The organism is Rhodosalinus sp., assembly GCF_046542825.1.
In the GTDB taxonomy this organism is placed as follows: Bacteria; Pseudomonadota; Alphaproteobacteria; order Rhodobacterales; family Rhodobacteraceae; genus Rhodosalinus.
The window spans coordinates 1-23,253 of the sequence record NZ_JBKHAQ010000040.1; the positions used below are offsets into that span (position 1 = coordinate 1).

The 23,253-nt window shown below is 69.5% G+C and carries 21 protein-coding genes and 1 pseudogene; 8 read left to right on the forward strand and 14 right to left on the reverse strand.

The window, feature by feature from the left end; genetic code table 11:
* The 5 genes and pseudogenes from ACLFOB_RS07265 to fliL all read right to left on the reverse strand — a co-directional run.
* Positions 1–986: pseudogene (locus tag ACLFOB_RS07265) on the reverse strand (hypothetical protein); the annotation flags it as partial.
* A 289-nt stretch (positions 987–1,275) separates the two neighbouring features.
* Positions 1,276–2,145 (reverse strand): flagellar motor stator protein MotA, encoded by an 870-nt coding sequence (motA, locus tag ACLFOB_RS07270; protein ID WP_410916384.1) that lies wholly within the window; start codon positions 2,143–2,145, stop codon positions 1,276–1,278.
* 91 nt (positions 2,146–2,236) lie between these two features.
* Positions 2,237–2,848, reverse strand: coding sequence for a MotE family protein (locus ACLFOB_RS07275; RefSeq protein ID WP_410925651.1), 612 nt, complete (start codon positions 2,846–2,848; stop codon positions 2,237–2,239).
* Positions 2,845–3,213 (reverse strand): hypothetical protein, encoded by a 369-nt coding sequence (locus ACLFOB_RS07280; RefSeq protein ID WP_410916386.1) that lies wholly within the window; start codon positions 3,211–3,213, stop codon positions 2,845–2,847. The genes ACLFOB_RS07275 and ACLFOB_RS07280 overlap by 4 nt, the downstream gene beginning before the upstream one ends.
* Positions 3,214–3,223: 10 nt before the next feature.
* Positions 3,224–3,715 (reverse strand): flagellar basal body-associated protein FliL, encoded by a 492-nt coding sequence (fliL, locus tag ACLFOB_RS07285; protein WP_410916387.1) that lies wholly within the window; start codon positions 3,713–3,715, stop codon positions 3,224–3,226.
* Positions 3,716–3,837: 122 nt separating this feature from the next.
* Here fliL and fliF point away from each other — a divergent pair, with 122 nt between their 5' ends.
* The 4 genes from fliF to fliP are packed head-to-tail and all read left to right on the forward strand — an operon-like array spanning position 3,838 to position 7,085.
* Complete coding sequence (gene fliF, locus ACLFOB_RS07290) at positions 3,838–5,466, forward strand: flagellar basal-body MS-ring/collar protein FliF (protein ID WP_410916388.1); 1,629 nt, start codon at positions 3,838–3,840, stop codon at positions 5,464–5,466.
* Complete coding sequence (locus tag ACLFOB_RS07295) at positions 5,466–6,065, forward strand: ABC transporter ATP-binding protein (protein ID WP_410916389.1); 600 nt, start codon at positions 5,466–5,468, stop codon at positions 6,063–6,065. Before fliF ends, ACLFOB_RS07295 begins: the two co-directional genes overlap by 1 nt.
* The gene (locus ACLFOB_RS07300; protein ID WP_410916390.1) at positions 6,058–6,351 is read left to right on the forward strand and encodes a FliM/FliN family flagellar motor switch protein; all 294 of its coding nucleotides are present in this window, start codon (positions 6,058–6,060) and stop codon (positions 6,349–6,351) included. The genes ACLFOB_RS07295 and ACLFOB_RS07300 overlap by 8 nt, the downstream gene beginning before the upstream one ends.
* Positions 6,348–7,085 (forward strand): flagellar type III secretion system pore protein FliP, encoded by a 738-nt coding sequence (gene fliP / locus ACLFOB_RS07305; RefSeq protein WP_410916391.1) that lies wholly within the window; start codon positions 6,348–6,350, stop codon positions 7,083–7,085. The genes ACLFOB_RS07300 and fliP overlap by 4 nt, the downstream gene beginning before the upstream one ends.
* A 452-nt stretch (positions 7,086–7,537) precedes the next feature.
* Here fliP and ACLFOB_RS07310 read toward each other — a convergent pair whose 3' ends face one another.
* From ACLFOB_RS07310 to ACLFOB_RS07330, 5 genes are all read right to left on the reverse strand, one after another.
* Positions 7,538–8,593: a flagellar basal body P-ring protein FlgI gene (locus tag ACLFOB_RS07310; protein WP_410925656.1), complete on the reverse strand. Its 1,056-nt coding sequence runs from the start codon at positions 8,591–8,593 to the stop codon at positions 7,538–7,540.
* Positions 8,594–8,643: 50 nt separating this feature from the next.
* Positions 8,644–9,657 carry a flagellin gene (locus tag ACLFOB_RS07315; RefSeq protein ID WP_410925652.1) on the reverse strand — a complete coding sequence of 338 codons (1,014 nt, stop codon included), beginning with the start codon at positions 9,655–9,657 and terminating at the stop codon, positions 8,644–8,646.
* Complete coding sequence (flgK, locus tag ACLFOB_RS07320) at positions 9,654–11,093, reverse strand: flagellar hook-associated protein FlgK (protein ID WP_410925653.1); 1,440 nt, start codon at positions 11,091–11,093, stop codon at positions 9,654–9,656. The genes ACLFOB_RS07315 and flgK overlap by 4 nt, the downstream gene beginning before the upstream one ends.
* Positions 11,094–11,116: 23 nt before the next feature.
* Complete coding sequence (locus ACLFOB_RS07325) at positions 11,117–12,412, reverse strand: flagellar hook protein FlgE (RefSeq protein WP_410917161.1); 1,296 nt, start codon at positions 12,410–12,412, stop codon at positions 11,117–11,119.
* Between the two features lie 112 nt (positions 12,413–12,524).
* Positions 12,525–13,370, reverse strand: a complete 846-nt coding sequence (locus ACLFOB_RS07330; protein WP_410917160.1) for a flagellar motor protein MotB — start codon at positions 13,368–13,370, stop codon at positions 12,525–12,527.
* 178 nt (positions 13,371–13,548) lie between these two features.
* Here ACLFOB_RS07330 and ACLFOB_RS07335 point away from each other — a divergent pair, with 178 nt between their 5' ends.
* Together ACLFOB_RS07335 and ACLFOB_RS07340 are read left to right on the forward strand one after the other, a co-directional pair.
* Positions 13,549–15,696 carry a YjbH domain-containing protein gene (locus tag ACLFOB_RS07335; protein WP_410925654.1) on the forward strand — a complete coding sequence of 716 codons (2,148 nt, stop codon included), beginning with the start codon at positions 13,549–13,551 and terminating at the stop codon, positions 15,694–15,696.
* Complete coding sequence (locus tag ACLFOB_RS07340; RefSeq protein ID WP_410917158.1) at positions 15,693–16,382, forward strand: YjbF family lipoprotein; 690 nt, start codon at positions 15,693–15,695, stop codon at positions 16,380–16,382. The genes ACLFOB_RS07335 and ACLFOB_RS07340 overlap by 4 nt, the downstream gene beginning before the upstream one ends.
* Before the next feature lie 58 nt (positions 16,383–16,440).
* On the opposite strand, the gene ACLFOB_RS07345 is transcribed toward ACLFOB_RS07340, so the two are convergent.
* Together ACLFOB_RS07345 and ACLFOB_RS07350 are read right to left on the reverse strand one after the other, a co-directional pair.
* Entirely contained in the window at positions 16,441–18,315 is a 1,875-nt protein-coding gene (locus ACLFOB_RS07345) for a polysaccharide biosynthesis protein (RefSeq protein ID WP_410917157.1), read from the reverse strand.
* A 231-nt stretch (positions 18,316–18,546) separates the two neighbouring features.
* Complete coding sequence (locus tag ACLFOB_RS07350) at positions 18,547–19,194, reverse strand: sugar transferase (RefSeq protein ID WP_410917156.1); 648 nt, start codon at positions 19,192–19,194, stop codon at positions 18,547–18,549.
* 189 nt (positions 19,195–19,383) lie between these two features.
* On the opposite strand from ACLFOB_RS07350, the gene ACLFOB_RS07355 reads away from it, so the two are divergent.
* Positions 19,384–20,499 carry a polysaccharide biosynthesis/export family protein gene (locus ACLFOB_RS07355; RefSeq protein WP_410917155.1) on the forward strand — a complete coding sequence of 372 codons (1,116 nt, stop codon included), beginning with the start codon at positions 19,384–19,386 and terminating at the stop codon, positions 20,497–20,499.
* A gap of 76 nt (positions 20,500–20,575) precedes the next feature.
* On the opposite strand, the gene ACLFOB_RS07360 is transcribed toward ACLFOB_RS07355, so the two are convergent.
* Positions 20,576–21,016, reverse strand: coding sequence for a cytochrome C (locus ACLFOB_RS07360; RefSeq protein WP_410917154.1), 441 nt, complete (start codon positions 21,014–21,016; stop codon positions 20,576–20,578).
* A 127-nt stretch (positions 21,017–21,143) separates the two neighbouring features.
* Here ACLFOB_RS07360 and ACLFOB_RS07365 point away from each other — a divergent pair, with 127 nt between their 5' ends.
* Positions 21,144–22,370, forward strand: coding sequence for an MFS transporter (locus ACLFOB_RS07365; protein WP_410925655.1), 1,227 nt, complete (start codon positions 21,144–21,146; stop codon positions 22,368–22,370).
* Here ACLFOB_RS07365 and ACLFOB_RS07370 read toward each other — a convergent pair.
* Positions 22,367–23,239: a ribokinase gene (locus tag ACLFOB_RS07370; protein WP_410925657.1), complete on the reverse strand. Its 873-nt coding sequence runs from the start codon at positions 23,237–23,239 to the stop codon at positions 22,367–22,369. The two genes, ACLFOB_RS07365 and ACLFOB_RS07370, sit on opposite strands and share 4 nt — an antisense overlap.
* Positions 23,240–23,253 lie beyond the last annotated feature (14 nt).

The following is a 23,253-nucleotide window of genomic DNA, read 5'->3' on the forward strand; positions in this document are numbered from 1 at the left end:
GGCGTGCGTCGCGCACGATCGTCGGGGGCGGGCAGACCCACCCGGTCGAGGATTTCGGCCATCGAGGTCAGCGTCCGCGCGTTCCGGTCAGACAGTGCATCCCTTGCCAATGGCAGGACGGTACGGGACTCTGCGCCGAAACCCATGTGCACCAGGAGCTGCGCGAGCGCCGCGGCGACTTCGGGGGCGGGCCGGTCGACCTCGTCATAGAGCGACGTGCGAAGGCGGCCGAGTTGGTCGGGAAAGGGGGTGCCGTCCGACCAGGACGCGACCTCCAGAAGCCGGTCCGGCACGCAATCCGGCCCGCCGGGGCCGGCAGCCGGGTTCTGTGCAGCATCCGGTGGCGCCGCCTGGAAAGGCCCGCGCAAGGCAAGCTGCGATACGTTTTCGTCGCCGGTTCCCCCGGGGGTCGGCAGTCCGGGCAAGACACCGCCGGCGCCGTTCGCCGCCGATCCGGACGGCACGAGGATCGCCTGGCTTGCGGCGCGCCCGAGCGCCTGGGCGAGTCGCCGTTCTGCCGGTGCGAGAACGCTCCGTGCGCCGGGGAATGCAACACCGTCCGGCAGCTTGCCCTGGTCGCGCCGCGCGGGCAGCAACGGCAGCGCTGCGGCCCTCGGGGCCGGCGGCACTTCCGCAGAGTCCCGGATGTCGATGACGAGCATCCGACCGTCGTGCAGGAAGCTTTGCAGCTGGCAGGCGCACCCCAGGCGGAGGGAGAGCTCCCCGGCGTCAGGACCGCTCATGAGCCCGGCAACGCGGTCTTCGCTGAGGCGCGTAAACGCATCGGACAGGTCGAAGGAAAGGTCGCGTTGCAGGGCGATGGTTGCCCTGTCGCCCTCGCGTGAAATCTCCCAGGGCATGGCTTCCGGCAGGTCCAGAACGAGTCGGGTGAATCCCGGGTGCTCTCCTCCGCGTACCGCAACGCGCTGTGCCTGCGCCGCACCTGCCAGCAGCACCACGATGAAAAGGGTCACAACCACGCGCATCATCCTGATCCCTCGCCGGTGAACCCGGCCGCCGGTCTGCAGCGCCGTAGCGGACGCGACCCGGGCGGAAACGACGGATACGGCGCCGCAATCTGTCGCGGTGGCACGCGCTCTTGCGCCCACCGTCTGTCGCACTTTGCGAAACCCCGCCCGAGGGCTCGCGGTGCCGTGGATCCGGGCAGACCGGTCGTCGCGCAGCAAGACGGCAACGCCACGCACAGGCCCTCATCGCGCTCGCGCGGCACCGCGACGCCTTCGATCCCGGTCGGAAAGCCGTTTGAACGGCCCATTACGCAGCCTCTGCCTTGAGCGCATTGAGCGAGTCCTCCAGTTCCGCGAAGGAAGGCCGGAAGTGTTCGGGCGCGTTCTGCCGGCCGACCTCTATGCAGAGGTTCGTCGCATGGTTGTGCAGGTTTGCGACCAAGACCTCGCGGATGAGCTGATAGAAATGGGCGTCTTCCTCGACCACCGTGCGCAGACGCGCCGCGAAGGGGCCGACGAACCCATAGGCGAGGAAGACGCCAAGAAAGGTTCCAACGAGCGCGCCGCCGATCAGCTTGCCGAGAATCTCCGGCGGCTGGTCGATGGAACTCATCGTCTTGATGACCCCGAGAACGGCCGCGACGATGCCAAGCGCGGGTAGCCCGTCGGCCACGGTCTGCAGCGCCTCGCTGGGCCGCAGGGCGTCGTGCGTGGCCGCTTCCATCCGTTTTTCCAGCACCTCTTCGACCTGGTGGGGGTCGTCGTAGTTCATCGACGCGGCGCGCATTGTGTCGGCGATCAGGGCGACGGCCTCCCGGTCTGCGCGAATCCGCGGGTAGCGCGCGAAGATCGCGGACTCCTTCGGGTTCTCGATGTGCTCTTCGGCGGCCACCGGGTCCTGGCGCGAGACGCGAATGAGCTGGAAAAGCAGGCAAAGCAGATCGCGGTAGTCCTGCGGCTTCCAGCGGGCGCCGCGAAACAGCCGCGGCAGATCGCGCGCCGTCCGCTTCACGACCGATGCGTCGTTGCCGATCAGGAAGGCGCCCGTGGCGGCACCGAGGATCATCATGAGTTCGAAAGGCAGCGCGTTCAGGATGATGCCGAACTTTCCGCCGGCCAGCGTGTAGCCGCCGAAGACCATCACGAAGACGACGACGATGCCGACGAGGCCGATCATTCCCTTCCCTCCTGCCGCAGACCCCGCGCGAAGCTTGCACGTCCCGGGTTAAGGCGCGGTGAGCGCCGGTCTGCGCGCAGAGCCGCGGTCGTCATTCCGTTGGCGCTCCGACATTGCGACCGGCAAGCAGCGCACTGATGGCATAGGCCGCGTCCGGCCCCATGCCGGCCAGGATTCCGGCCGCTGCGTCCGGACGCATCCGGCCCAGGAACCCGGCGGCGAATTCGGGCGCCATCGCCTCGAAGAGCGGCACGGCCTCCTTGGGTTTCATGGATTCGTAGACTTCGGTGAGACGGGCGAGGTCCTCTTCCGCGGCGCTCTCTGCCAGCGCGATCGTCTCGCGCAGGGCCTCTTCGGCCGCCTCGAGTTCGGCCATCCGGGTATCGATCTCGCGGTTCGCGATCGACAGCGCCTGCATCCGCGCGTCGATCTCCTGTTCGCGGGCGGCGATCCGCGTTTCCCGTTCGGAGAGGGTCTCCAGCACGCGCTCGATGTCGGACGCAGGCACGCAGCCCGACGCCGCCTCGGCCTCCGGCCGAGGCGCATCCTCGGATGTGCGGGCGATGGCCTGTCCCGCTTCGGTTCCAAGGCGCACCACCGCCGAGCCGATCAGCAGCGCAGCAATGACGGCCAGCGTACCGCGCCTGCGCCGGCGAGGCTGGCGACGGGTCGCCGCGGGCGGCGCGGCCCTCCGGGCGCTCATCGCGCCGACTCGCCAACGGCCCGCCGGGCAAACACCGGTTCTCCCTGCGGCGCCTCCGGCGTCTTGGGCGGTGCGCCGGCCTCGGGCAGGTCATGCATCGACGCCACGAGCAGCTCCAGCCGCTTGGCAACGGTTTCCGCGCGGCCGGTCAGCTCGTCCAGCGACCCGTTCGACCGGTCCGCCGCACTGCGCGCGGTCTCCAGGGTGCGGGCCAGGTCGTCCACCTGCGCGGACAGCACGGCGACCGCTCCGCCCACCCCGTTCTCGAGGTCGTTGAACCGGGCGAGACGTCGGGCCAGGACAAAGCAGTAGAGTCCGGCGCCCAACGCGCCGGCGGCCAGCAGGATATCGGCGATCAGATCCATTCTTCGGTCCTCAGGTCATCACGAATTCCATCACCAGCAGGTCGCGTACCCGACCCTCCCCGGTGACCATCTGCACGCGGCGCAGCATCTGCGCGCGCAGGCGCACCAGCGCCCCCGGGGATTCGAGGTCACTCTCGTCCAGGGCGCGCAGGTAGCCGTTCAGCACGTCGATCACCCGCGGGCGCAGCGCTTCCACCTCTTTGCGATGGCCCGGCGTGACCTCGAGTTCGGCGGTGAACCGCAGGTGCCGGCCCGCCGCGGCCGGGGCCAGCGACACGACGATCGGATCGAGCGGCACGAAGGCCACGGCCCCGAGCCGCGCGGGCGCAGGCTGCTCCGGGGTCTCCTTTTGCGCCTGCGCGATGCCGGAGAGCGGCAGGATGCCTGCCCGCACCGCAAGGAATCCCCCCGCTCCGCCGGCAAGCGCGAGCACGAGGCCAAGGACGAGGGGCAGCCGGCTGCGGCGCTTCGGCGGGGCATCGGAATCGGGCGCGTCGGACATGTCGCGAGTCCTCCTTTCGATGTCAGGCATCTTCGCAGCCAAGGGCTAACCGATTGTTAAGCGGGATGGCCCATCACTGGCCCCGAGACCGGACAGAAGGTTCGGCGGTCAGGAGGCCGGCGGTGAATCAGTTCCTTTCCCTTTGGCGCACGCTCAGCCCGATGCGGCGGGCGGTGGCGGTCGGCGCGGCGGTCGCGGTGTTCGCGGCGGTGCTGACGATGGCGCGGATGGCGGCCCAACCCGCAATGTCGCTGCTCTATGGCGGGCTGGAAGAGGCGGCGGCAGGCGAAGTGGTGCGCGCGCTCGAGGCGCGCGGCGCCGTGTTCGACGTGCGCGGCGACTCGATCTTCGTGGCCGCGCAGGACCGCGACCAGCTGCGCATGACGCTCGCCGGCGAGGGACTGCCTGCCAATACCGCGCAGGGGTACGAGCTGCTCGATTCGCTGACCGGATTCGGCACGACGAGCCAGATGTTCGATGCCGCCTACTGGCGCGCCAAGGAAGGCGAGCTCACGCGGACCATCATGGCGAGCCCGGGCATCGCCTCCGCGAGGGTCCATATCGCCCACACCGATTCGACCCGCTTCCGTCGTGACCTGCGCCCCACCGCCTCCGTCGCCGTGACCATGCGCGGGGATGAGATCGCGCCCGAACAGGCCCGCGCCTTTCGCTACCTGGTGGCCTCTGCCGTGCCCGGGATGGCCGCCGAAGACGTGGCGGTGATCGACGGCGCCGGGCGCCTTGTGGGCCAGGGCGACGCGCGACAGCCGGACGGCAGCGATGCGGAAAACCGGGCCGCCCTGCTGCGCGAAAGGGTCCTGCGGCTGGTCGAGGCCCGCGTGGGCCCTGGCAACGCGGTCGTCGAGATCGCCGTCGAGGCGGTCACCGAACAGGAAACGATCCGCGAACGCCTGATCGACCCCGAAAGCCGTGTTGCCATCGCGACCGACACCGAGGAGAGCACCTCGCGCTCGGAGGATGGCGGTGGCGACGTCACCGTGGCCTCGAACCTGCCCGACGGCGATGCCGCGACGGGAGACCGCCGCACCAGCAGCGACAGCGGCACGCGCGAGCGGGTGAACTACGAGGTGTCGCAGACAGAGCGGGAGGTGCTGCGCGGGCCGGGGGCGATTCGCCGGCTGACGGTGGCGGTTCTGGTCGGTGCGGTGGCCCCACCAACGGACGGCACACAGGCGACCGCCGCCGCCGCGGCGCTCGACGACACCGAACTCGAGGGGCTGCGCGCGCTGGTCGCCGCAGCCGTGGGCTTCGATCCGGAGCGCGGCGACGAGATCACCATCCGCGCGATGCCGCTTGCAGAGATACCCGAGGTCGCGGGCACGGCGCCGGGCCGGGGCTGGGCCGCTGCGCTGGCGCTGGACCCGATGCGGCTTGCCCAGCTTGGCGTCCTGGCGCTGGTCACGATCGTCCTCGCGCTCTTCGTTCTGCGGCCGATGCTGGCCCGGCCGCCGGCCAACCGGTCGGACGCCGGCCTGATCCCGGCCCCTGCCGAGAAAAGCGTGGGCGAAGCCCCCGCCGAAAGCGCGCCGCTCGACGGCGTCGTCGAGACCGGACCGTTCCAGCCGCTTGGGCTGGGCGACGCGGGACTGCCCGTCGCGGCCGAGGCGGAGGGGACCACCCGCGGCGAGACACCCCCCGTCGACAGGCTGCGCGAACTGATCGAGGAGCGCCGTGAGGAAACCATGGAAATCCTTTCCAGCTGGCTTGACGACGACCGCGAGCGCGCCTGATGTCGATCGCGCATCTTCTGCCGGATTTCGGGGCTGCGGACGCTGGCAGCGACGCGGACGAGATCCTGAACGCCGAGGCCGCCGAGATCCGGCGCCTCGAAGCCTTCGAGGAAGGCTATCGCGCCGGCTGGGACGACGCCGCGAAAGCGCAGACCGAGGATGAGGCGCGGGTCCGGGCGGACCTCGCGCGCAACCTCCAGGACATGTCCTTCACCTATCAGGAAGCCTACGCGCAGATCAGCCGGTCCCTGGCCCCGATCTTCGAGCGGATCTCCGACGCCCTGCTGCCCGGGATCGCGCAGGCCTCGCTCGGTGCCCACCTGGCCGAGCAACTTACCGCCCTCGCGCGCAGCACCGCCGAAGGGGTGGCCGAGATCACCGTTGCGCCCGAAAGCGAGGCTGCGGTCGCGTCGCTGCTGGAGGAGGACCTGCCGTTCCCCGTGCGGCTGCGGACCGACCCGATGCTGGGGGCGGGGCAGGCGGAGCTTGCCTTCGGAGCCGCCGAGCGGGCGATCGACCTCGACGCCGCGATCACCGCGATGCGCGAGGCGATCCGCGCCTATTTCCACCAGACCGAGACGGAGAGACGACATGGATGACCGGCCCGACCCCGTGCCGCTCAGCGAAACGGCGCGCATGTTCACCGCGGTACCGATCGAGATCACCGTCTGCGTCGGCCGTGCGCGGCCGCTGATCCGCGATCTCCTGCAGTTGGGCGAGAATGCGGTGCTCACGCTCGACCGCCGCGTCGACGACCCGGTCGAACTTTATGTCGGCGACCGGCTGATCGCGCGCGGGCAGCTCGAGGAACTGGACGGCGACCGGCAGGGCCAGCTCGCCGTGCGCCTCACCGAGGTCACGGATCTGGAGGCCGGCCTCGCATGAGGACGGGCAAACACTTTGCCGGCGTTGCTCTGGGTGCGACGGCCATCCTTGCGGCGGGCACGGCAGGCGCCCAGGAAATCACCATCGGTCTCGGCGAGGACGGCAGCCTCACCGCCCGCGGGTTGCAGCTTATCCTGCTGATCACGGTCCTGAGCCTGGCGCCCGGGATCGCGGTCATGATCACGTGCTTTCCGTTCCTCGTCACCGTTCTCTCGATCCTGCGCCAAGGGCTGGGGCTGCAGCAGTCCCCGCCGAACATGCTGATCGTGAGCCTTGCGCTCTTTCTCACATGGTACATCATGGAGCCTGTCTTCGCGGCGGCCTGGGCCGACGGAATAGAGCCAATGATCGACGGCCGGATGGCGCTCGAGCCCGCCTTCGGCGCGGCGCTCGATCCTTTCCGCGGCTTCATGGTCAATCGCGTGGATGGCGGCACGCTGGCCGCGATGGCGGATCTGCGCGGCGAACCCGCGGACACCGCCCCCGAGGCGATGCCGCTTTCGGTGCTCGTGCCCAGCTTCATGCTTTCCGAGATCGCCCGCGCCTTTCAGATCGGGTTCCTGATCTTCCTGCCGTTCCTCGTCATCGACCTGGTCGTGGCGGCTGTTCTGATGTCGATCGGGATGATGATGGTGCCTCCGGCGATCGTTGCCCTGCCGTTCAAGCTGGCCTTCTTCGTGGTCGCGGACGGCTGGAGTCTTCTCGCGGACGCCCTTGTCCGGAGCTACATGTAGCGCGAGCCGCGCACCGTGTCAGCGCCCTGATCCGCAACCGCTGCATCCTCGCGGCATTCCGCCTGCGATCAGAGACCCGCGCCCGGCCGGGCGCAGCGCAAAGGCGGCATCGCGCTTTGCCATCGCTGCGCGGAAGACGCAGGACGACGAAAGGCGCAGGGCGGGACGATCCCGCGCCGAGGGCTCCGAGCCGGGAAACGGCACCTCGACGGGTTCGAGCCCGGGTTGACCGGGTCGGGGTATGCCCCGAGGCGTCGCTGGCAGGATTGCCCCGGTCAACGGCAGATACGAGGGGTGCGGCCTCTGCATGGAGCTCTGCAGGGATCGCCGGCGCGCATGAGCGCGTTGTCGCGCAACGGCCTTTGGAGAGGGCAGAGGGTCCTGCGCCCAGTCCTGCGCGGGCGAGGCCCCCGATCGCCCGCGCCCTCGCGCGACCGCCGGGGCCCGTGGCCTCACCGGACGACGAATTCCGCGTGCAGCGCGCCGGCCGCCTTGATGCTCTTGAGGATGTCGATCATGTCGCGCGGGGAGACACCCAGCGCATTGAGCCCCGCGACCACCTCCGACAGCGAGGTGCCCTCTGGCAACTCGGCAAGGCCCACGCCCTCTTCTTCCTCGAGATCGACGTCCGTGCGCGGCACGACCACCGTCTCGCCTCCCGCGAAGGGGTTCGGCTGCACGGCGAGCGGCGTCTCCGCGATCCGCAGCGTGAGCCCGCCCTGGGCCACCGCCACGCGGGAAATGCGGACGTCCTCGCCCATCACGATCGTGCCCGAACGCTGGTCGACCACGATCCGCGCACGGCGCTCCGGCAGCACGGCGATATTCTCGACCCGGCCGAGCGCATGCGCCGGCGATCGCGCACCGGTGCGTCCGATGTCGAGCCGCACGGTGCCGCTGTCGAGCATCACGGCCACCTCGCGGCCGAAGTCGCGGTTGATCGCCGCCTCGATCCGGCCCGCCGTGGTGAAATCGGGCTCTCTCAAGGCAAGCCGCACGCTGCGCAGGTCGCCGAAGTCGAAGGGCACCTCGCGCTCCACGCGCGCGCCGGCAGGGATCGAGCCCGAGGTGGGCACGCCCTGCACCACCTGCGCGGCATCGCCCTCGGCGCTGGCGCCGCCGGCAATCACCGTGCCCTGCGCCACCGCGTAGATCTCGCCGTCCGCTGCGTTGAGCGGCGTCATGACCAGCGTGCCGCCCAGGAGGCTCTTGGCATCGCCGATCGCCGAGACGGTCACATCTATCCGTCCGCCCGCCCGCGCGAAGGGCGGCAGTTCCGCGGTGACCAAGACGGCTGCGACATTGCGCGGGCGAAACTGCTCTCCCGAGACATTGACGCCAAGCCGCTCGAGGATGTTCGTCATGATCTCTTCGGTGAAAGGGGCGTTGCGCAGCCCGTCCCCCGTACCGTTGAGCCCGATGACAAGACCGTAGCCCACCAGATCGTTGCCCCGAACTCCGTCGAATTCCACCAGGTCCTTGATCCTGACCGGGCTGGCAGCCACCATTCCGGACAGAAGGCACAGCAGGAGCGCCACGCCCGCGCGCGCCGCGGCCCTCACCGAAGCTGCTCCAGAAGGGTGAGCCGGGACAGGCGCACCGTGACGGCGTAGAGACTCTCAAGCTTGTGGCCCAGCGCCTCGACGCGCGTTGCCGCCTCGTATTCGTCGACGCCGACGAGCGCGGCGCGGGCCATTTCGGCGCCGGCGCGCACCGCCTGCAGCCGCACGCCCGCCTGCTCGATGCGCGCCTCCTTCGTCCCCAGCGCGGCCCGCAACTCGGTCATCGGGTCGCGCACGGCCATCGCGTCGGCCGCCGCCGCGCCGAAGAGCGCGCGGCTCGTGGCCTCGGGCAGGTCCAGCGCGGGATCGGCGGCGAGAGCGCCCAGCGCAGCGGCCGCCAGGACCCCCCGCAGGGTCGGGTCGTCGGCCCGCAGGTCGAGCGCGACCGTCTCGGCCTGCCCCAGGGGGACCGCCGCCGCCGGTTCGGTCGCTCCGAGGTATCCCGCCGTCTCGAAACCGCCGCCGGGCGCGAACCAGTCGCGCACGAGACCCGCGATGGTGGCAGCGTCGGTCTCGCCGCCGATGGCGGCGCGCAGGTCGTCCAGCATGTCCTCCGCGGGCGCAATGGCCGGTCCGCCCACCGCCCCGCCGGCGAAGAGGCTGCGCCCGGCCGCCGAGGTGTTGAGCGCCGCCACGGCCGCCCCGAAGGCGTCGCGCGCTTCACCGGTCGCGGCGGCGATCTCCGCGGGCACTCCGGCGCTCGCGGCATTGCGAAGGGTCGCCCCGAGCGGCTCCAGCCGCGACTGGATGCTCTCGAGGGCGGTCTGCATCGCGGCCGCGCGCGACGCCGCCTCTGCCTGCAGCCGACGGAGGGGGGCGGTCATGGCAAGATCCCGCTCCAGGGCCGCGAGCCGCGCGGTATCACCGCCAAGATGGCGGACGAGATCGGCGGCGCGGCCGGTCGCCACTTCCTGACTGCGGTCGGCAAGGTCGGCCTTGAGGCGTGCTGCGTGGCTGCGCAGCGTCAGGGACTGGGCCATGTCGCCCAGGCGCGGGGCATTGAGGGTCATAGTCTCACCAGCGTGTCCATCATTTCGTCGATCGTACGGATCATCCGTGCGTTGGCGCCGTAGAGCTGCTCGATGACGAGCAGGCTCTGCATCTCGGCGTCGGTGTCCACGCCGCGGCGCGCCTCGGCAGCGGTGAGCTGGGCGTGCCTGGCCGCGGCGTGGCTCTGGCGGGCCTCGGCATCCTGCAACCGGCCGGCCGCCTGGCCCGCGAGATCGGCTGCCAGTGCGGCGAGGCCACGTGGCGCGGGGCCGAAACCGCCCGAGGCCGGCGCGCGCGCCTCGGCGAGGGTCGTGCGCATCGCCTCAAGCAGGCCGCTGCCGCCCGGCGTCCCAGGCCCCGCCGCACCCAGGCCGTCGCGCAGCCGCCAGGCCGCGCCGCCGGCGTCGGGACGCACCGAATCGTTCACGGCGATCCGCGCCGAAAGGCCGCTCTCGCCAGCGGGCGTGAAGGCGGCGCCAGCATCGGTGAAAAGGGCGGGTGTGCCCGGCGCGCGGGTCGCGTCGGGAATGCCCTCGAGGCGCTCCACCAGATCGCGCGCCAGGGCATCCAGTCCGGTCTGTGCAGACACCGCCAGATCGTCACGCACAGCGAACATGCCTTCCATGCGACCGCCGGCGATGGCGGAGGGTGCCGCGGCGCGTCCGTCGATCGTGAGACCCGACAGCGCACCGACCGCCATCGTCATGCCGGGCGTGATGACCGGCGACCGATCGAACCCTATCGTCACGGGTGTGCCGTCGAGCATCGCCGCACCGCCGGCTGTATAGAGCGCGACCGCGCCGCCGCGGCGTGCGACCTCGCGCAGCGGAACGATCTCCGAGAGCGCATCGATCTCGCGCTGACGACGGTCGAGGAGCCCGGCGATATCCTCGCCCCGGGCGGTGGCAGCGGCCACGGCGCGGTTGAGTCCCTGGACGCGCGCCAATCCGGCATTGAGCCGGTCCACCATGTCGCCGATCGCGGCGTCGGCCCCGGTCCGCTGCGCCTGCACCTCGGCGGAGGCGGCGCGCAGACCGGCGGCAAGGCGCTCGGCGGCATCGACCGCGCCCTCCAGGCGTTGCGGCGCGGACGGATCGCCGGCAGCATAGGTCAGCGCGGCCTCGAAGCCGGTGATACGCGCGGAGAGCGCGCCAGGGTCGTCCGGCGCGCCCAGGATCTCCCCAAGCCGCGTCAGGAAGTCGGCCTGTGCTTGCGCGTCCCCCAGGGCAGCATCCGCACGGCGCCGGTCGCCCAGCAGCGCAGGATCGACATCGCGCTCTACGCCCACGACCTGCACGCCGCCGACGTCGTCGCCGGCGCGCGCGGAGAGGGCGAGGGATCGCGCAGCAAAGCCGGGGGTCAGCGCGTTGGCAATGTTGGAAGAGACGACATCGGCGGCGCGTGTGGCCGCGGCAAGGCCCGACAGGGCGGTATGCAGCGAGGCGCTCAGGCTCATGATTCAGCTCCCGGTGCGCGCGATCAGCGCTTGAGGTTGGTGGTTTCCTGCAGCATCTCGTCCACCGTCTGGATCACCTTCGCGCTGGACGAATAGGCGCGCTGCGTACGGATCATGTCGGTCAGTTCGCGCGCCACGTCGGTCGCCGACTCCTCGAGCGCATTGGAGACGATGTCGCCGGTGGGACCGTCGCCGGCGTCCCACAGGAAATAGGATCCGCTGTCGGGCGAGGGCAGATAGGTCTGCTCGTCGAGCGAGATCATGCCGTTGGGATTGGGCAGGTCTGCCAGCGGGATCTGATAGAGTCGGCGCGAGAAGCCGGTGTCGAAGACCGCCGAGACATAGCCGCTTTCGTCGACCGCGATCTCCGTCATGTTGCCGACGGGAAAGCCGTCCTTGTCGATCGCGAGCGGGGCGAAGGCGCTGGACAGTTGGGTGACGCCATCTCGGTCGCCGGGCATGCCTATGTCGATCTCGACCGGCCCGCCGGCGACATTCACGCCGAGCAGGCCGGTGGCAGGATCGTAGGGACCGCCGGTGAGGGTCGTGACCGTGTCGAGCGTGCCGCCTTCGCTGCGGCTGTCGTCGAAGGTGAGGAGGTATTCGCCGACCACCGTGGTGGTTGCGGCGTCGGTGATGGTCATCGTCCATTCGTTGGAAGACCCCGCGCCGGGGACGGTCGGGGTAAAGTCGAATTCCAGGTTCTCCGAGGCGCCGAGGTTGTCGAAATATTCCACCGACAGGGTCTGCCGGGCGCCCGAAGCGCCTGCCTGCGTCTCCCCCGCGGGCAGGTTGAGGCCCAGGCTCATGCGCGTCGTTGGCTCGCCGAAGAACTGGTTGGCGTTGATCTGCACCGGCTGCAGTCCGTCCGCCGTGTCGCGCGGGAAGGTGGGAATGGAGCCGTCGGGATTGGCCGGCCAGCCCATCAGGACATGACCCGACGAACTGCGAAGATAGCCCTCCGCGTCCGTGCGGAACGACCCCGTAGTGCCCAGCAGCATCGGCGGCTGTCCGCCCTGCGCGATGTCCGCCTCGCGCGCCACCGGGAGAAAGCCGCGGCCGCGCACGACGAGATCGGTGGAGTTGTCGGTACCGACCACCGCCCCGCGTTCGTCGATCAGGCGGACGTTGGTGGCGCGCACGCCGCCCGCGGCATAGCCGCGCCCCGAATTCGACAGCACCAGCGACTGGAAGTCCGTCTGCGAGCGCTTGTAGCCGTAGGTCGATGCGTTGGCGACGTTGTCGGAAATGCTGGCCAGGCGGCTGCCATAGGCCATCAGCGCCGCGATGCCGGCGTTGAGCGAGGAGGAGATCGTCATGGACACGCCTTTCTGCTGTCGGAAGCGGGAGACGCCCCAGCGGTATCGCCGGACGCTTAAGAGCGCCCTAACAGCTAAAATGCGTGCGACGCGGTGCGCGCGGCAGCCTGCGTCAGCCGCCCTTTTGCCGCAGGAAGACGATCTCGAACCGGTCGTTGCGCTCCGCCATCGGGTCGGCCGTTGCCGGGCGCCTGTCCGCATGGCCGGTGACGCGATGCACGCGACGCGCAGGCAGCCCCGTCGCTTCAAGCAGGCGGCGCAGTCCCTGCGCGCGCGCGGCGCTGTCTTCCCAGGAGGTGTTCGCGGCGAGCACGACGGGTCGGGCACGGACGTGCGCCTCGACCGAGACGGAATTCTCCACGATACCGGATGCCCGCGCCACGACCCCCGCAAGGCCGCGCAGCAGCTCTGTGGGGCCAGCCGCGTCCCACAGAGGTGCGCCTGGCAACGAGAACAGCTCGACGATCAGCCCCTGATCGGTCACCCGCGTCACGATGTGCCGCATCTGATCGTCGTCCGCCAGGCTTTCGCCTGTGCGGCCGCGCAGAGCCTCCTCGAGCGCGTCCAGCCCGGCGTCGTCGCGCGGGCGCGCGTGGTCAGACATCACCGGATCCGGGAGGCCGTCGGACGCGCGCCGGTCCGCGTTTTCGCTCAGGACCCCGCCACCTGCCGACCGGGAGCGCAGGGACTCGGCAAAGGCGCTGTGCCCTGACAGGGGCCCGTCGCCGCCGCCCGAATCCCTGGCGATCGGGATCGACGGACTGAAATAGTCCGCGATTCCCTTGCGCTGTTGTTCCGTCGTCGCGTTCAGCAGCCACATCAGCATGAAGAAGGCCATCATGGCCGTCACGAAATCGGCATAGGCGACCTTCCAGGCGCCGCCGTGATGCGCATGCGCGTCCTTCTGACGCCGCTTCTTCCTGATGATGACCGGCGCGACATTGCTGTCGGTCGCCATGTCTCACCCACAATTTCTCACCCGGGGTCCGTGTTAGCCGCACCGCATTGAGCAGACGTTAACGCGGGCGCCGAACTCGTGCCCCGGGTGCAACGCACGGCGCTGCCGCGCGCCGGCAAAGTGGACTTGACGGCACAACTGGCCTAGCACGGCAAGGAAGGGACAGGAGAGGGTCCGGATGACCAAACGCGTGCCCCGCAGAATCTCGTCGCGTCGTCCAGTTCTGACAGGCGGATATCTTGGAGCCTGTCTTGCCGTCCTCTTCGCCGGCACAGCCGCAGCGCAGGATTCCCGCAGCGAAAGCTTCAACCTCTACGGGGTTCCCGGCCTTGTCGACATGCCAAGCGCGGGCGTCATGCCCGATGGCACCCTGTCGACGACGCTTGGTTATTTCGGGGGCAATGCCCGCACAACGCTTCGGTTCCAGATCACGCCGCGGCTGTCCGGCGCCTTCCGATACGCGTCGATCGCGGACTTCTATCCGGGGGACTGGACGGCTTCGCGCTATTACGACCGCAGCTTCGACCTGCGCTACCAGATCCTGACCGAAGGGCGGTACCGCCCTTCCGTCGTCGCGGGGCTGCAGGATTTCATTGGCACCGGGCTCTACGGGGGCGAATACATCGTCGCGACCAAGGCGATGACACCGGCGCTGAGGGTCACCGGCGGGCTTGGCTGGGGGCGTCTGGGGAGCCGCAACCCGCTGGGCACGCTTGGCAAACGGGCGGACGAGGTGCTGGGGGAAGGCGGCCTGCCCACCTATGACCGCTGGTTCCGCGGAGACGTCGCGGCCTTCGGCGGCGTCGAATGGTCGCCGACCCGCCGCCTGACCTTCACCGCCGAGTATTCTTCGGACGACTACCGACACGAGCGGCGCGACGGCACCTTCCGCGGTTCCTCCCCGTGGAACTTCGGACTCGACTACCGTTTCGACAACGGCATCCAGCTGTCGCTCTATCACCTCTACGGCGAAGAGGTCGGCGCACAGGTCACGTTCCATTTCAATCCACGCCGTGCCGGAACGCCGGGCGGGCTGGAGCCCGGCCCCGTGCCTGTCGCGGTGCGCCCGCCGGCCGGCGCGGAAGAGCTGGGATGGACCACCGAGCCGGCCACACAGACCCGGGCGCGCGCGACGCTGGCGCAGACGATGGCCCGCGACAACCTGGTCTTCGAGGGGATGAAACTGGAGCCGCGCCGCGCCACGGTGCGGATGCGCAACCCGACCTATGGCGCGGTTTCGCAGGCGATCGGGCGCACCGCGCGGGCGATGACGCGGACGCTGCCGGAGTCTGTCGAGGAATTCGTGATCGTTCCCGTCGAGAACGGCATGCCGCTGAGCAAGGTCACGATACGGCGCGGCGACCTGGAACAGCTGGAGAACGAGGCCGCGGCCGAGATGCTGGCGCGGGCCCGGATCGAAGACGCATGGCGCGCGGCACCGGCGGCGGATCCCGATCTCTATCCGCGGTTCGCCTGGTCCGTCGGCCCCTATCTGGCTCTGAGCGTCTTCGATCCGGACAATCCGGTCCGCGCGGATATCGGCGCGCGGTTCGAGGCGGAATACCGGCTCTCGCCCGGGCTGGTTCTCGCCGGCTCGGTGACCAAGAAAGCCGGCGGAAACCTCGACTCGGTGACCCGGCAGGGCACCTCCGGCCTGCCCTATGTCCGCACAAACCTGCGCCGCTACACGATCGAGGGCGATCCCGCGATCGAGTATCTGACCCTCGCGCACCATGGCCGGCCTGGGCGCGACCTCTACAGCCGCGTTACGGCAGGCTATCTGGAGAAGATGTATGCCGGCGTCTCCAGCGAACTGCTCTGGAAGCCCGTGGACAGCCGCCTCGCGGTCGGGGCCGAGGTGAATTACGTCCAGCCACGGGATTTCGACCAGCTTTTCGGGTTGCGCGACAGGGATACGCCCGGCGGCACGATCCCCACGGTGAATGGTCACCTCTCGGCCTACTACGACCTTGGCAGCGGCTTTCACGGACAGCTCGACGTCGGCCGCTATCTTGCCGGCGACTGGGGCGCGACCGTGTCCCTGGACCGGGAGTTCGGCAACGGATGGCGGGTCGGCGCCTACGCGACCTTCACCGACGTGCCTTTCGACGATTTCGGAGAGGGCTCCTTCGACAAGGGGATCCGGATCACCATCCCGCTCAGCAGTGTCACGAACGCGCCCACACGCGCCTCCAACACGATCCGCATACAGTCGCTCACCCGCGACGGTGGCGCCCGTCTGAACGTGCGCGACCGGCTCTACGACACGGTGCGTGACTATCACGGCCCGGAAGTGGCCAAGACCTGGGGGAGATTCTGGAGATGAGCGGGGGGCGCAAGCTTGCAGTTCTGGGCGCCGCCGCGCTGGTGGCGCTCACGCTCGGGGGCTGCGGGTCGGGCACCGAGTCGGCCGACCGCGCGAAGGCCTTTCAACGGGTCCTGCAGGGTGTCATCGAGCAGCGGACCGGCGGGCCGCCGCCCACGGTCGGCCCCGAACAGATCAGCGCGGCAGTCCGGGAGACGGACCAGCCGCTGCTCTATGCGCGCTTCAGCGTGACAGGAAACTCCGCGATCATGATCGGGATCGAGGACAACGGTCCCTACACGACCTTCGCCACCGGCGCGCGGCAGACGATCACGCTGCGCGATGGATTCCTCACGGCAACCCGCGGAATGGGCGGCGACCTGATGTCCGTCGACATCGACGCCGTGCGCGCGCTGATCTCCGCCCGCCGTGCCGGCCAGGCAACGCGGATCATGCGCTTTCTCAACGCCGAGGATGCGACCTACGAGGTGGTGCTCGATTGCCGCGTGACGCCGGGCGAGACGCGACGCGTGGAGGTCGGCGCGATCGCCACGACGGCCACCGAAGTCACGGAAAGCTGCACGGGTCGTCGCGGGCGGCAGTTCACCAACACATACATGATCGACCCGGACGGCCGGGCCGTCGTCTCGAGCCAGTGGGGAAGCGATCTGCTGGCCCAGGTGGATCTTCGGGTCCTGCGGTTCTGATCGCGGCAATCGCGTCACCGGGCGCGCGCGCCCGGACACCGGGCAGCCGGAGCGGCGGTCACTCGTTGATGGTCGTCGATCGGGGGGTCAGATCGCATTTCTCGATCCAGCGCCACACCAGCGATGCCGCAGCCCCCGCGTCCTGCGCCTCGATCGCCTTGCGAAGGTCCTGAAGCGCGCTTGCCATTTCCAGTTCGGACAGGTGGTTTTCCTGCGCGCGGAGGATCTTTGGGTGCGGCGTGGTGAGCATGTCGCTTCCGATCAGCAGCTCCTCGCTCAGCTTCTCGCCGTCCCGCAGGCCGATGAACTCGATCGCGATGTCGCCGTCGGGATTGTCCGGTCCGCGCACTGTGTAGCCCGCCCCCTCGATCATCTGCCGCGCGACCTGCTGGATCGCGACGGGCGAGCCCATGTCCAGCACGAAGACATCGCCGCCCCGCGAATAGCATCCGGCGAGCAGGACAAGGCGCACCGCCTCGGCCACCGTCATGAAGTAGCGCGTCACGTCGGCGTGTGTGACGGTGACGGGACCGCCGCGGGCGATCTGTTCCTCGAAGATCGGAATGACGGATCCCGACGAGCCGAGCACGTTGCCGAAGCGCACCATGGAGAAGCGCGTGCCGCCGGATCGTGTCGCCAGATCCTGGACGATCAGTTCCGCAAACCGTTTGGAGGCGCCCATTATTCCCCTGGGACGGACCGCCTTGTCGGACGAGATCAGGATGAAGCGTTCCACGCCCGCGTCACGGGCGGCATCGGCAACCTGCTTGGTGGCGAGCACGTTGTTGCGCAGGCCCTCGACGCTGTTCTTCTCCACCAGAACGACATGCTTGTAGGCCGCCGCATGCAGCACGACATCCACGTCGTTTTCCGACAGCACCCGCGTGACCAGCGGTTTGTCGCACACCGATCCAAGGACCGGCACGATCTCGACACCGGCCTCCATGTCGGCAAGCTCGCGCTCGACGTTGAAGAGCGACGGCTCGCTGTGATCGAGCAGCACGAGCCTGCGCGGCCCCGCTGCCACGACCTGGCGGCAGAGTTCGGCGCCGATCGATCCTCCGGCACCGGTGACCAGAACCGACCGTCCGCGATAGGTGTGCCTGACTTCCGGTAGCTCCTCTTCCATCCGGCTGCGGCCCAGTAGCTCGCCCAGTTCCGCCCGGGTCACGGGCCTGTGCTGCGCCTTGTCCAGCACGAGCTGCGCGAACGACGGCAGCGTCTGCACCTCGCAGCCGAGGTTGCGCAAGCGTCGGGAAATCCTGGCCTGCGCCGGCCGTCCGGCCGACGGCATGGCCAGCACGACGCGGTCGATCTCCTGCTCGCGCACGATCTGCGGCAACTGCAGCGGCGAATGCACCTTCAGCCCGGCGATCGTGAGGCTCTGCAGCGTGGGATTGTCATCGACGAAGGCGACGGGGAGCAGGGTGTCGTCGGTGCGCAGCGCGGTGGCCAGCTGCTGCCCGGTCTGGCCGGCGCCGTAGATCAGCACGCGCTTCCGCGCTTTCCCGGTGACATAGATCCAGAGGACGAAGGAGCGCAGGCCGAGCCGCCCCGCCACGGACAGGATCAGGAACATCATCCCGTGCAGGATGAACAGCTGGTCGGGCATGTTCCTGACAACGAGCAGGTTCATCACGACACCTGCGGCGCCCATGGCGGCGGCGACACCCGTGGTGCCGCGCAAGCCCTGCATCTCGTAGGCGTTGAGCTTGATGCGGTGCAGCCCGAGGTGCAGCGTCAGGCCCCCGCCCACCGCCACCATCGCGGCGAGAAAAGGCAGCCCTGCCACGAAATCGTCCCCCACCGGGACGTGACCGAGCAACAGCGCCTGCGCCAGAAGAAAGGCGACGACCATCGTGAGCAGGTCGACCGCGAGAAGGATTGCGCCTTTCTGCCGCCGGCTCAGCGTCGTGCAGAGTTCGTAAAGCATGCGCCGCCCCCAAAAGATCAATCAATCGCCGGCGAACGCTCGCCATCTTCGAATCTGCGGAGCCGCCACGCCGCGCGGGGCAAGGAATCCGGGGGCACAGCCTGATGTCCCCGCCCCAGGCACGCCGGGAAATCCAGCGAAACGAGTGGCCCACGAGGACGACACTAGTTTGCCATCTGCCGCAGGGGCAAGGACAAATTCTGCAACGGCGAAGGAAGGGCTGCTTCCTGCCTATTCCCGCGCCAGGCGTCGCGGTCGTGTGCGCCCAGGCAGGACGGGCAGGCGTTTCAGGATCGTGGCAAACATCAGCCACAGATCCGAACAGACGGACCGGCGTGCGGCATATATCCTGTCCAGTCGCGCCTTTCGCGGGACGCAACGCCGGGAATAGACGGCATCGGTTTCCGCCGCCGTCCGGCACGGCGCAAGCAGCCGCTCTTCCTCGGCGTGGTAGAGGACCGTGGCGAGGCCGGTGACTCCGGGTCGCGCGCGGAGCACCTCGGCATAAAGCTCCGGGAAGGCCTCGACATAGCGGCGCAGCGGCGGTCGCGGGCCGACGAAGCTCATGTCGCCGCGCAGCACGTTCCAGAGCTGCGGCAACTCGTCGAGGCGATGGCGGCGCAGGATCCGCCCCGTGGGCGTGATACGCGCCGTCTTGTCCCCTCCCGACACGCCGGAATCGTTCTCAGCCACGGTCATCGTGCGGAACTTCCACAGAAGGAACGGCCTTTGCGGCGACCTCATCCGCTCCGAGAGGTACAGCACCGGTCGGCCGTCCCGTAGCAGCACAACCAGCGCGACTGCCGCGATCAGGGGCGCAAGCAGCAGGCCCAGACCCAGAGCGATCACGATGTCGAAGGTCCGTTTCGCCGGTGTCATACCGCCCGCCCTGTTGCCCGAAGGGCACCATGCCCGCCAGGGCCATGCAAATACCGCGTCGCTCTCTCTTGTGCGTCGCCCAGTTCTCGGGGCAAGTAAAGAGGGCTGTGTCGGGCCTGACACGACGGGGTCTGGCTGTCGCAGGGGCCTCCGGACCCTGCCGCCAGTAAGAACCGGAGGGTATCCGAGGTGCGCAACCGCCGTCGAGCGTTGCTTGTACTGACCGCCACGGTCGTTCTTGCAGCATGCAGCCTGCCGCGCGGGGCGGCACTTCAGTCGGAAATCCTCCGCGAGGAGAACGCCGACATTCCAAGCTTCGAAGTGATTCCGGTGACCCGCGACATCGTGCCGGTGCTGGCCGACTGGCCCGTCACCGGATGGAGCGGAAGCTATCGCTGGCTCGCCGCGGGCCGCGGCCCTGGATCGCCGATCATCCGGCGCGCCGACATGGTGAACCTCGTGATCTGGGATAGCCAGGACAACTCGCTGCTGACCACGCCGGGGCAGAAGAACATCGTGCTCGAACCCATGGAGGTCTCGGCGTCGGGCACGATCTTCGTGCCCTATGTGGGCGAGGTGGTGGTCTCCGGCGCGACGCCGCAGGAGGCGCGCGCCCGCGTGCAGGACGCGCTTGTCGACATCGTGCCGTCGGCGCAGGTGCAGCTGTCCATCGAACAGGGCGCGGAAAACTCGGTCGACCTGGTATCCGGTGTCGCGTCGCCGGGCAGCTATCCGCTGCCCTCGCGCGACTACACGATCCTCAGCGCCCTGGCCGCGGGCGGCGGCATCATCGGAAGCCTGGAAAACCCGCTGGTGCGGCTCATCCGCGGCTCCGACGCCTACGAGATCCGGGCGGACCGTCTCTTCGCCGATGCGTCGCACAACGTGTTGCTGCAGGGCGGTGACAAGATCGTGGTGCAGGAGGACGACCGCCATTTCACGGCGCTGGGTGCTGCCGGCACCGAGGACCTGATACCCTTCCCGGCCGAGGAGTTGAGCGCGCTCGAAGCCGTCTCTCTCATGGGGGGCCTGTCGGACCAGCGGGCCGATCCCGAAGGCGTGCTGGTGCTGCGCGAATTCCCCCCCGAGGTCGTCGGCAAATCTCCGGGGCCGACGCATCCGCAGGTGATCTTCACCTTCAATCTCACTACCGCCGACGGCCTTTTTGCCGCGCGCAACTTCCAGATCAATCCAGGTGATACCGTGCTGGCGACCGAGTCGCCGGTCACCAAGGCGCAGACGATCTTCGATCTGTTCGGATCCATCTTCGGCCTGACACGGCAGGCGACCATCGTCGCGGAGTAGACGGCTACAGGCCAAAAAACAACGCCGCCGTCCATAACGGGCGGCGGCGCTTCCGATCGGTCAGGCGCGGACAGGATCAGCTTCCGCCAGCGTCCTCGTGCGGGGCAACCTCCAGCAGGTAGGCGTAGAGGTCCGCGGCGCCCTCGCGGAGCCGGAAGGTCATCTTGGACCTGGCGCCGCTGTCGCCGGTATATTCGCGAAGGAAGCCCTGCGGATCTTCGGTGTAGGCGACGAAGTTCTCCTCGGTCCATTCGAGGTCCATCTCCGCCGCGTCGAGGATGCCATCGCCATAGCGGAACCCTTCGACCTGTGCAGCGGGGCCGCCCGCGACACCCCAGAGGTTCGGGCCGACCTGGCCGCCGCGCTGGATCATCTCGCCGTCGGGGCTCTGGATCATGTGGCAGGCGGCGCAGCGGTTGTACAGGTTTTCGCCCGCTTCGGGATCGCCGGCATCCTGCGCGAACACGGGCGCCGCGAAGGACGCGGCAAACAGAAGGGTCGTGGCTCTCAGAGTCATGGCTCTCTCCTCCGGGGTTGGATCGATCGCACAGTTTAGCGCAGGCCGCATGAAGTCAACATGTCCGGCATGCCTTGGTATCATTCCGGGCCTTGCACCTTGCACGGCGGCAGCGCAAGGGGGCCTGATGGGCTATCTCCGCTTTCTGCGCGCCAATGCGCCCTGGCTCGCCGCAGGCGTTCTGCTGGCCTTCCTGTCGAGCTTCGGACAGACCTTCTTCATCGCCGTCTTCGCAGGCGAGATCCGGGCGGAGTTCGGCCTTTCGCACGGGGCCTGGGGGCTGATCTACACGGCCGGCACCGGCGCCTCCGCGCTGGCGATGCTGTTCGCCGGGGTCCTCACCGACCGCTTCCGCGCCCGGGCGCTCGGTGCCGCAGTGCTGGTGTTGCTGGCGGGCGCCTGTCTCTTCATGGCCGCGGTGCCGGCGCTCTGGGCGCTGCCTGTGGCGATCTTCCTGCTGCGTTTCGCCGGACAGGGCATGACCAGCCACATCGCCCTTGTCGCCATGGCGCGCTGGTTCGTGGCCACCCGCGGCCGCGCGCTGTCGACCGCCACGATGGGCTTCGCGGCGGGCGAGGCCTTCCTGCCGCTGATCTTCGTGTCGCTGCTGGTCGCCGCCGACTGGCGCACGCTCTGGGTGGTCGCCGCGGCGGTGGCGCTCGCCGGCATCCCGCTGCTGCTGGCACTTCTGCGGCGCGAACGGCTGCCGGCGGCGATGGCCGAAAGCAGCATGAGCCTTGGCATGGGCGCCGCACATTGGACGCGGGTGGGCGCGTTCCGCCACTGGCTCTTCTGGTGCATGGTGCCTGCGCTGCTTGGCCCGGCCGCCTTCAACACCGCCTTCTTCTTCCAGCAGGTTCATCTTGCCGAGGTGAAGGGGTGGCGCCATCTGGACCTGGTCGCGCTGTTCCCGGTCTACACCGGCACCTCGGTGGCGGCGATGCTGCTGTCGGGCTGGGCGCTCGACCGCTTCGGCACCGCGCGGCTGATGCCGTGGTTCCAGCTGCCGATGGTGGCGGCCTTCCTGCTGCTCGCTGCCGCGCCCACGCCTGCGCTGGCGCTGCCGGGCCTGGTCTTCATGGCGCTCACGACAGGGGCAAACGCGACCCTGCCCAACGCCTTCTGGGCCGAGTTCTACGGCACCCGCCACCTGGGCGCGATCAAGGCGATGGCGGCGGCGGTCATGGTGCTGGGCTCGGCCATCGGGCCGGGCGTGACTGGCACGCTGATCGACGCCGGCATCGGCATCGAGACGCAGTTCGTGGGCATCGCGGGCTATTTCCTGGTGGCCAGCGCGCTGATGGCCTACGGCGTGACCCGCGCCGCGCGCTCGCTGCCGCCGCGGCCGGCCTAGGGGCCCAGGCGCGCGTCCTGCACCTCCTTCAGGTCGGGGATCGCGTCGGCGGTTCCGGGCCGCGCCACCATCAGGGCGGCCGCCACCTGCGCCTGTCCGATCGCCTGCGCCATCGGCATCCCCCGGTCGAGCCCCGCAAGGACATACCCGGCAAAGGTATCGCCCGCGCCGGTGGTATCCACCGCCTCGACCCGCGGCGCGGCGAAGTCCCGCGCGCCGCCCGCGCCGTGCCAGCGGACGCCCTCCGCGCCCATCGTCACCAGCACGTCGGGCACGCCAAGGTCCGAGACCCGCCGCCCCAGCGCCGCCTCGAGCTGTGCGGCCTCCACCTCGTTCAGGATCAGCAGGTCCACGTCCTCCAGCACCGCGCCTACCGCCTGCGGATCGAAGGGGGCCGCGACATAGGCCGTGGAAAGCCCCAGCCGCTTGGCGGTGCCCAGCCAGGCAGCCTGCCCGTTCGTCTCGTTCTGCGCGACCGCCCGGTCGCCCACCCGCGCCTCGGCCAGCGCCGCGTCCCGCGCAGCTTCCGGAATCGCGACATTGGCACCCGGCCAGATCAGGATGCAGTTCTCGCCGTCCGGGTCCACCGCGATCACCGCGTGCCCCGTGACTTCGCCCACCTCCGCGATGTGCCGCGTGTCCACCCCGTATTCCAGAAGCCGCTCGACCGCCCAGCGCCCGTCCGGGCCCACGGCGCCCACATGCACCACCCGCGCCGCCGCGCGCGCCGCCGCGACCGACAGGTTCGCCCCCTTGCCGCCCAGCCCGCGCGTCAGGCTCCCGGCCGCCAGCGTCTCTCCCGGACCGGGCAGGCGCGGCACGCCATAGGCGAAATCGGCGTTGATCGAGCCCAGGTTCCAGATCGTCATCGTGCCCGGTCCTT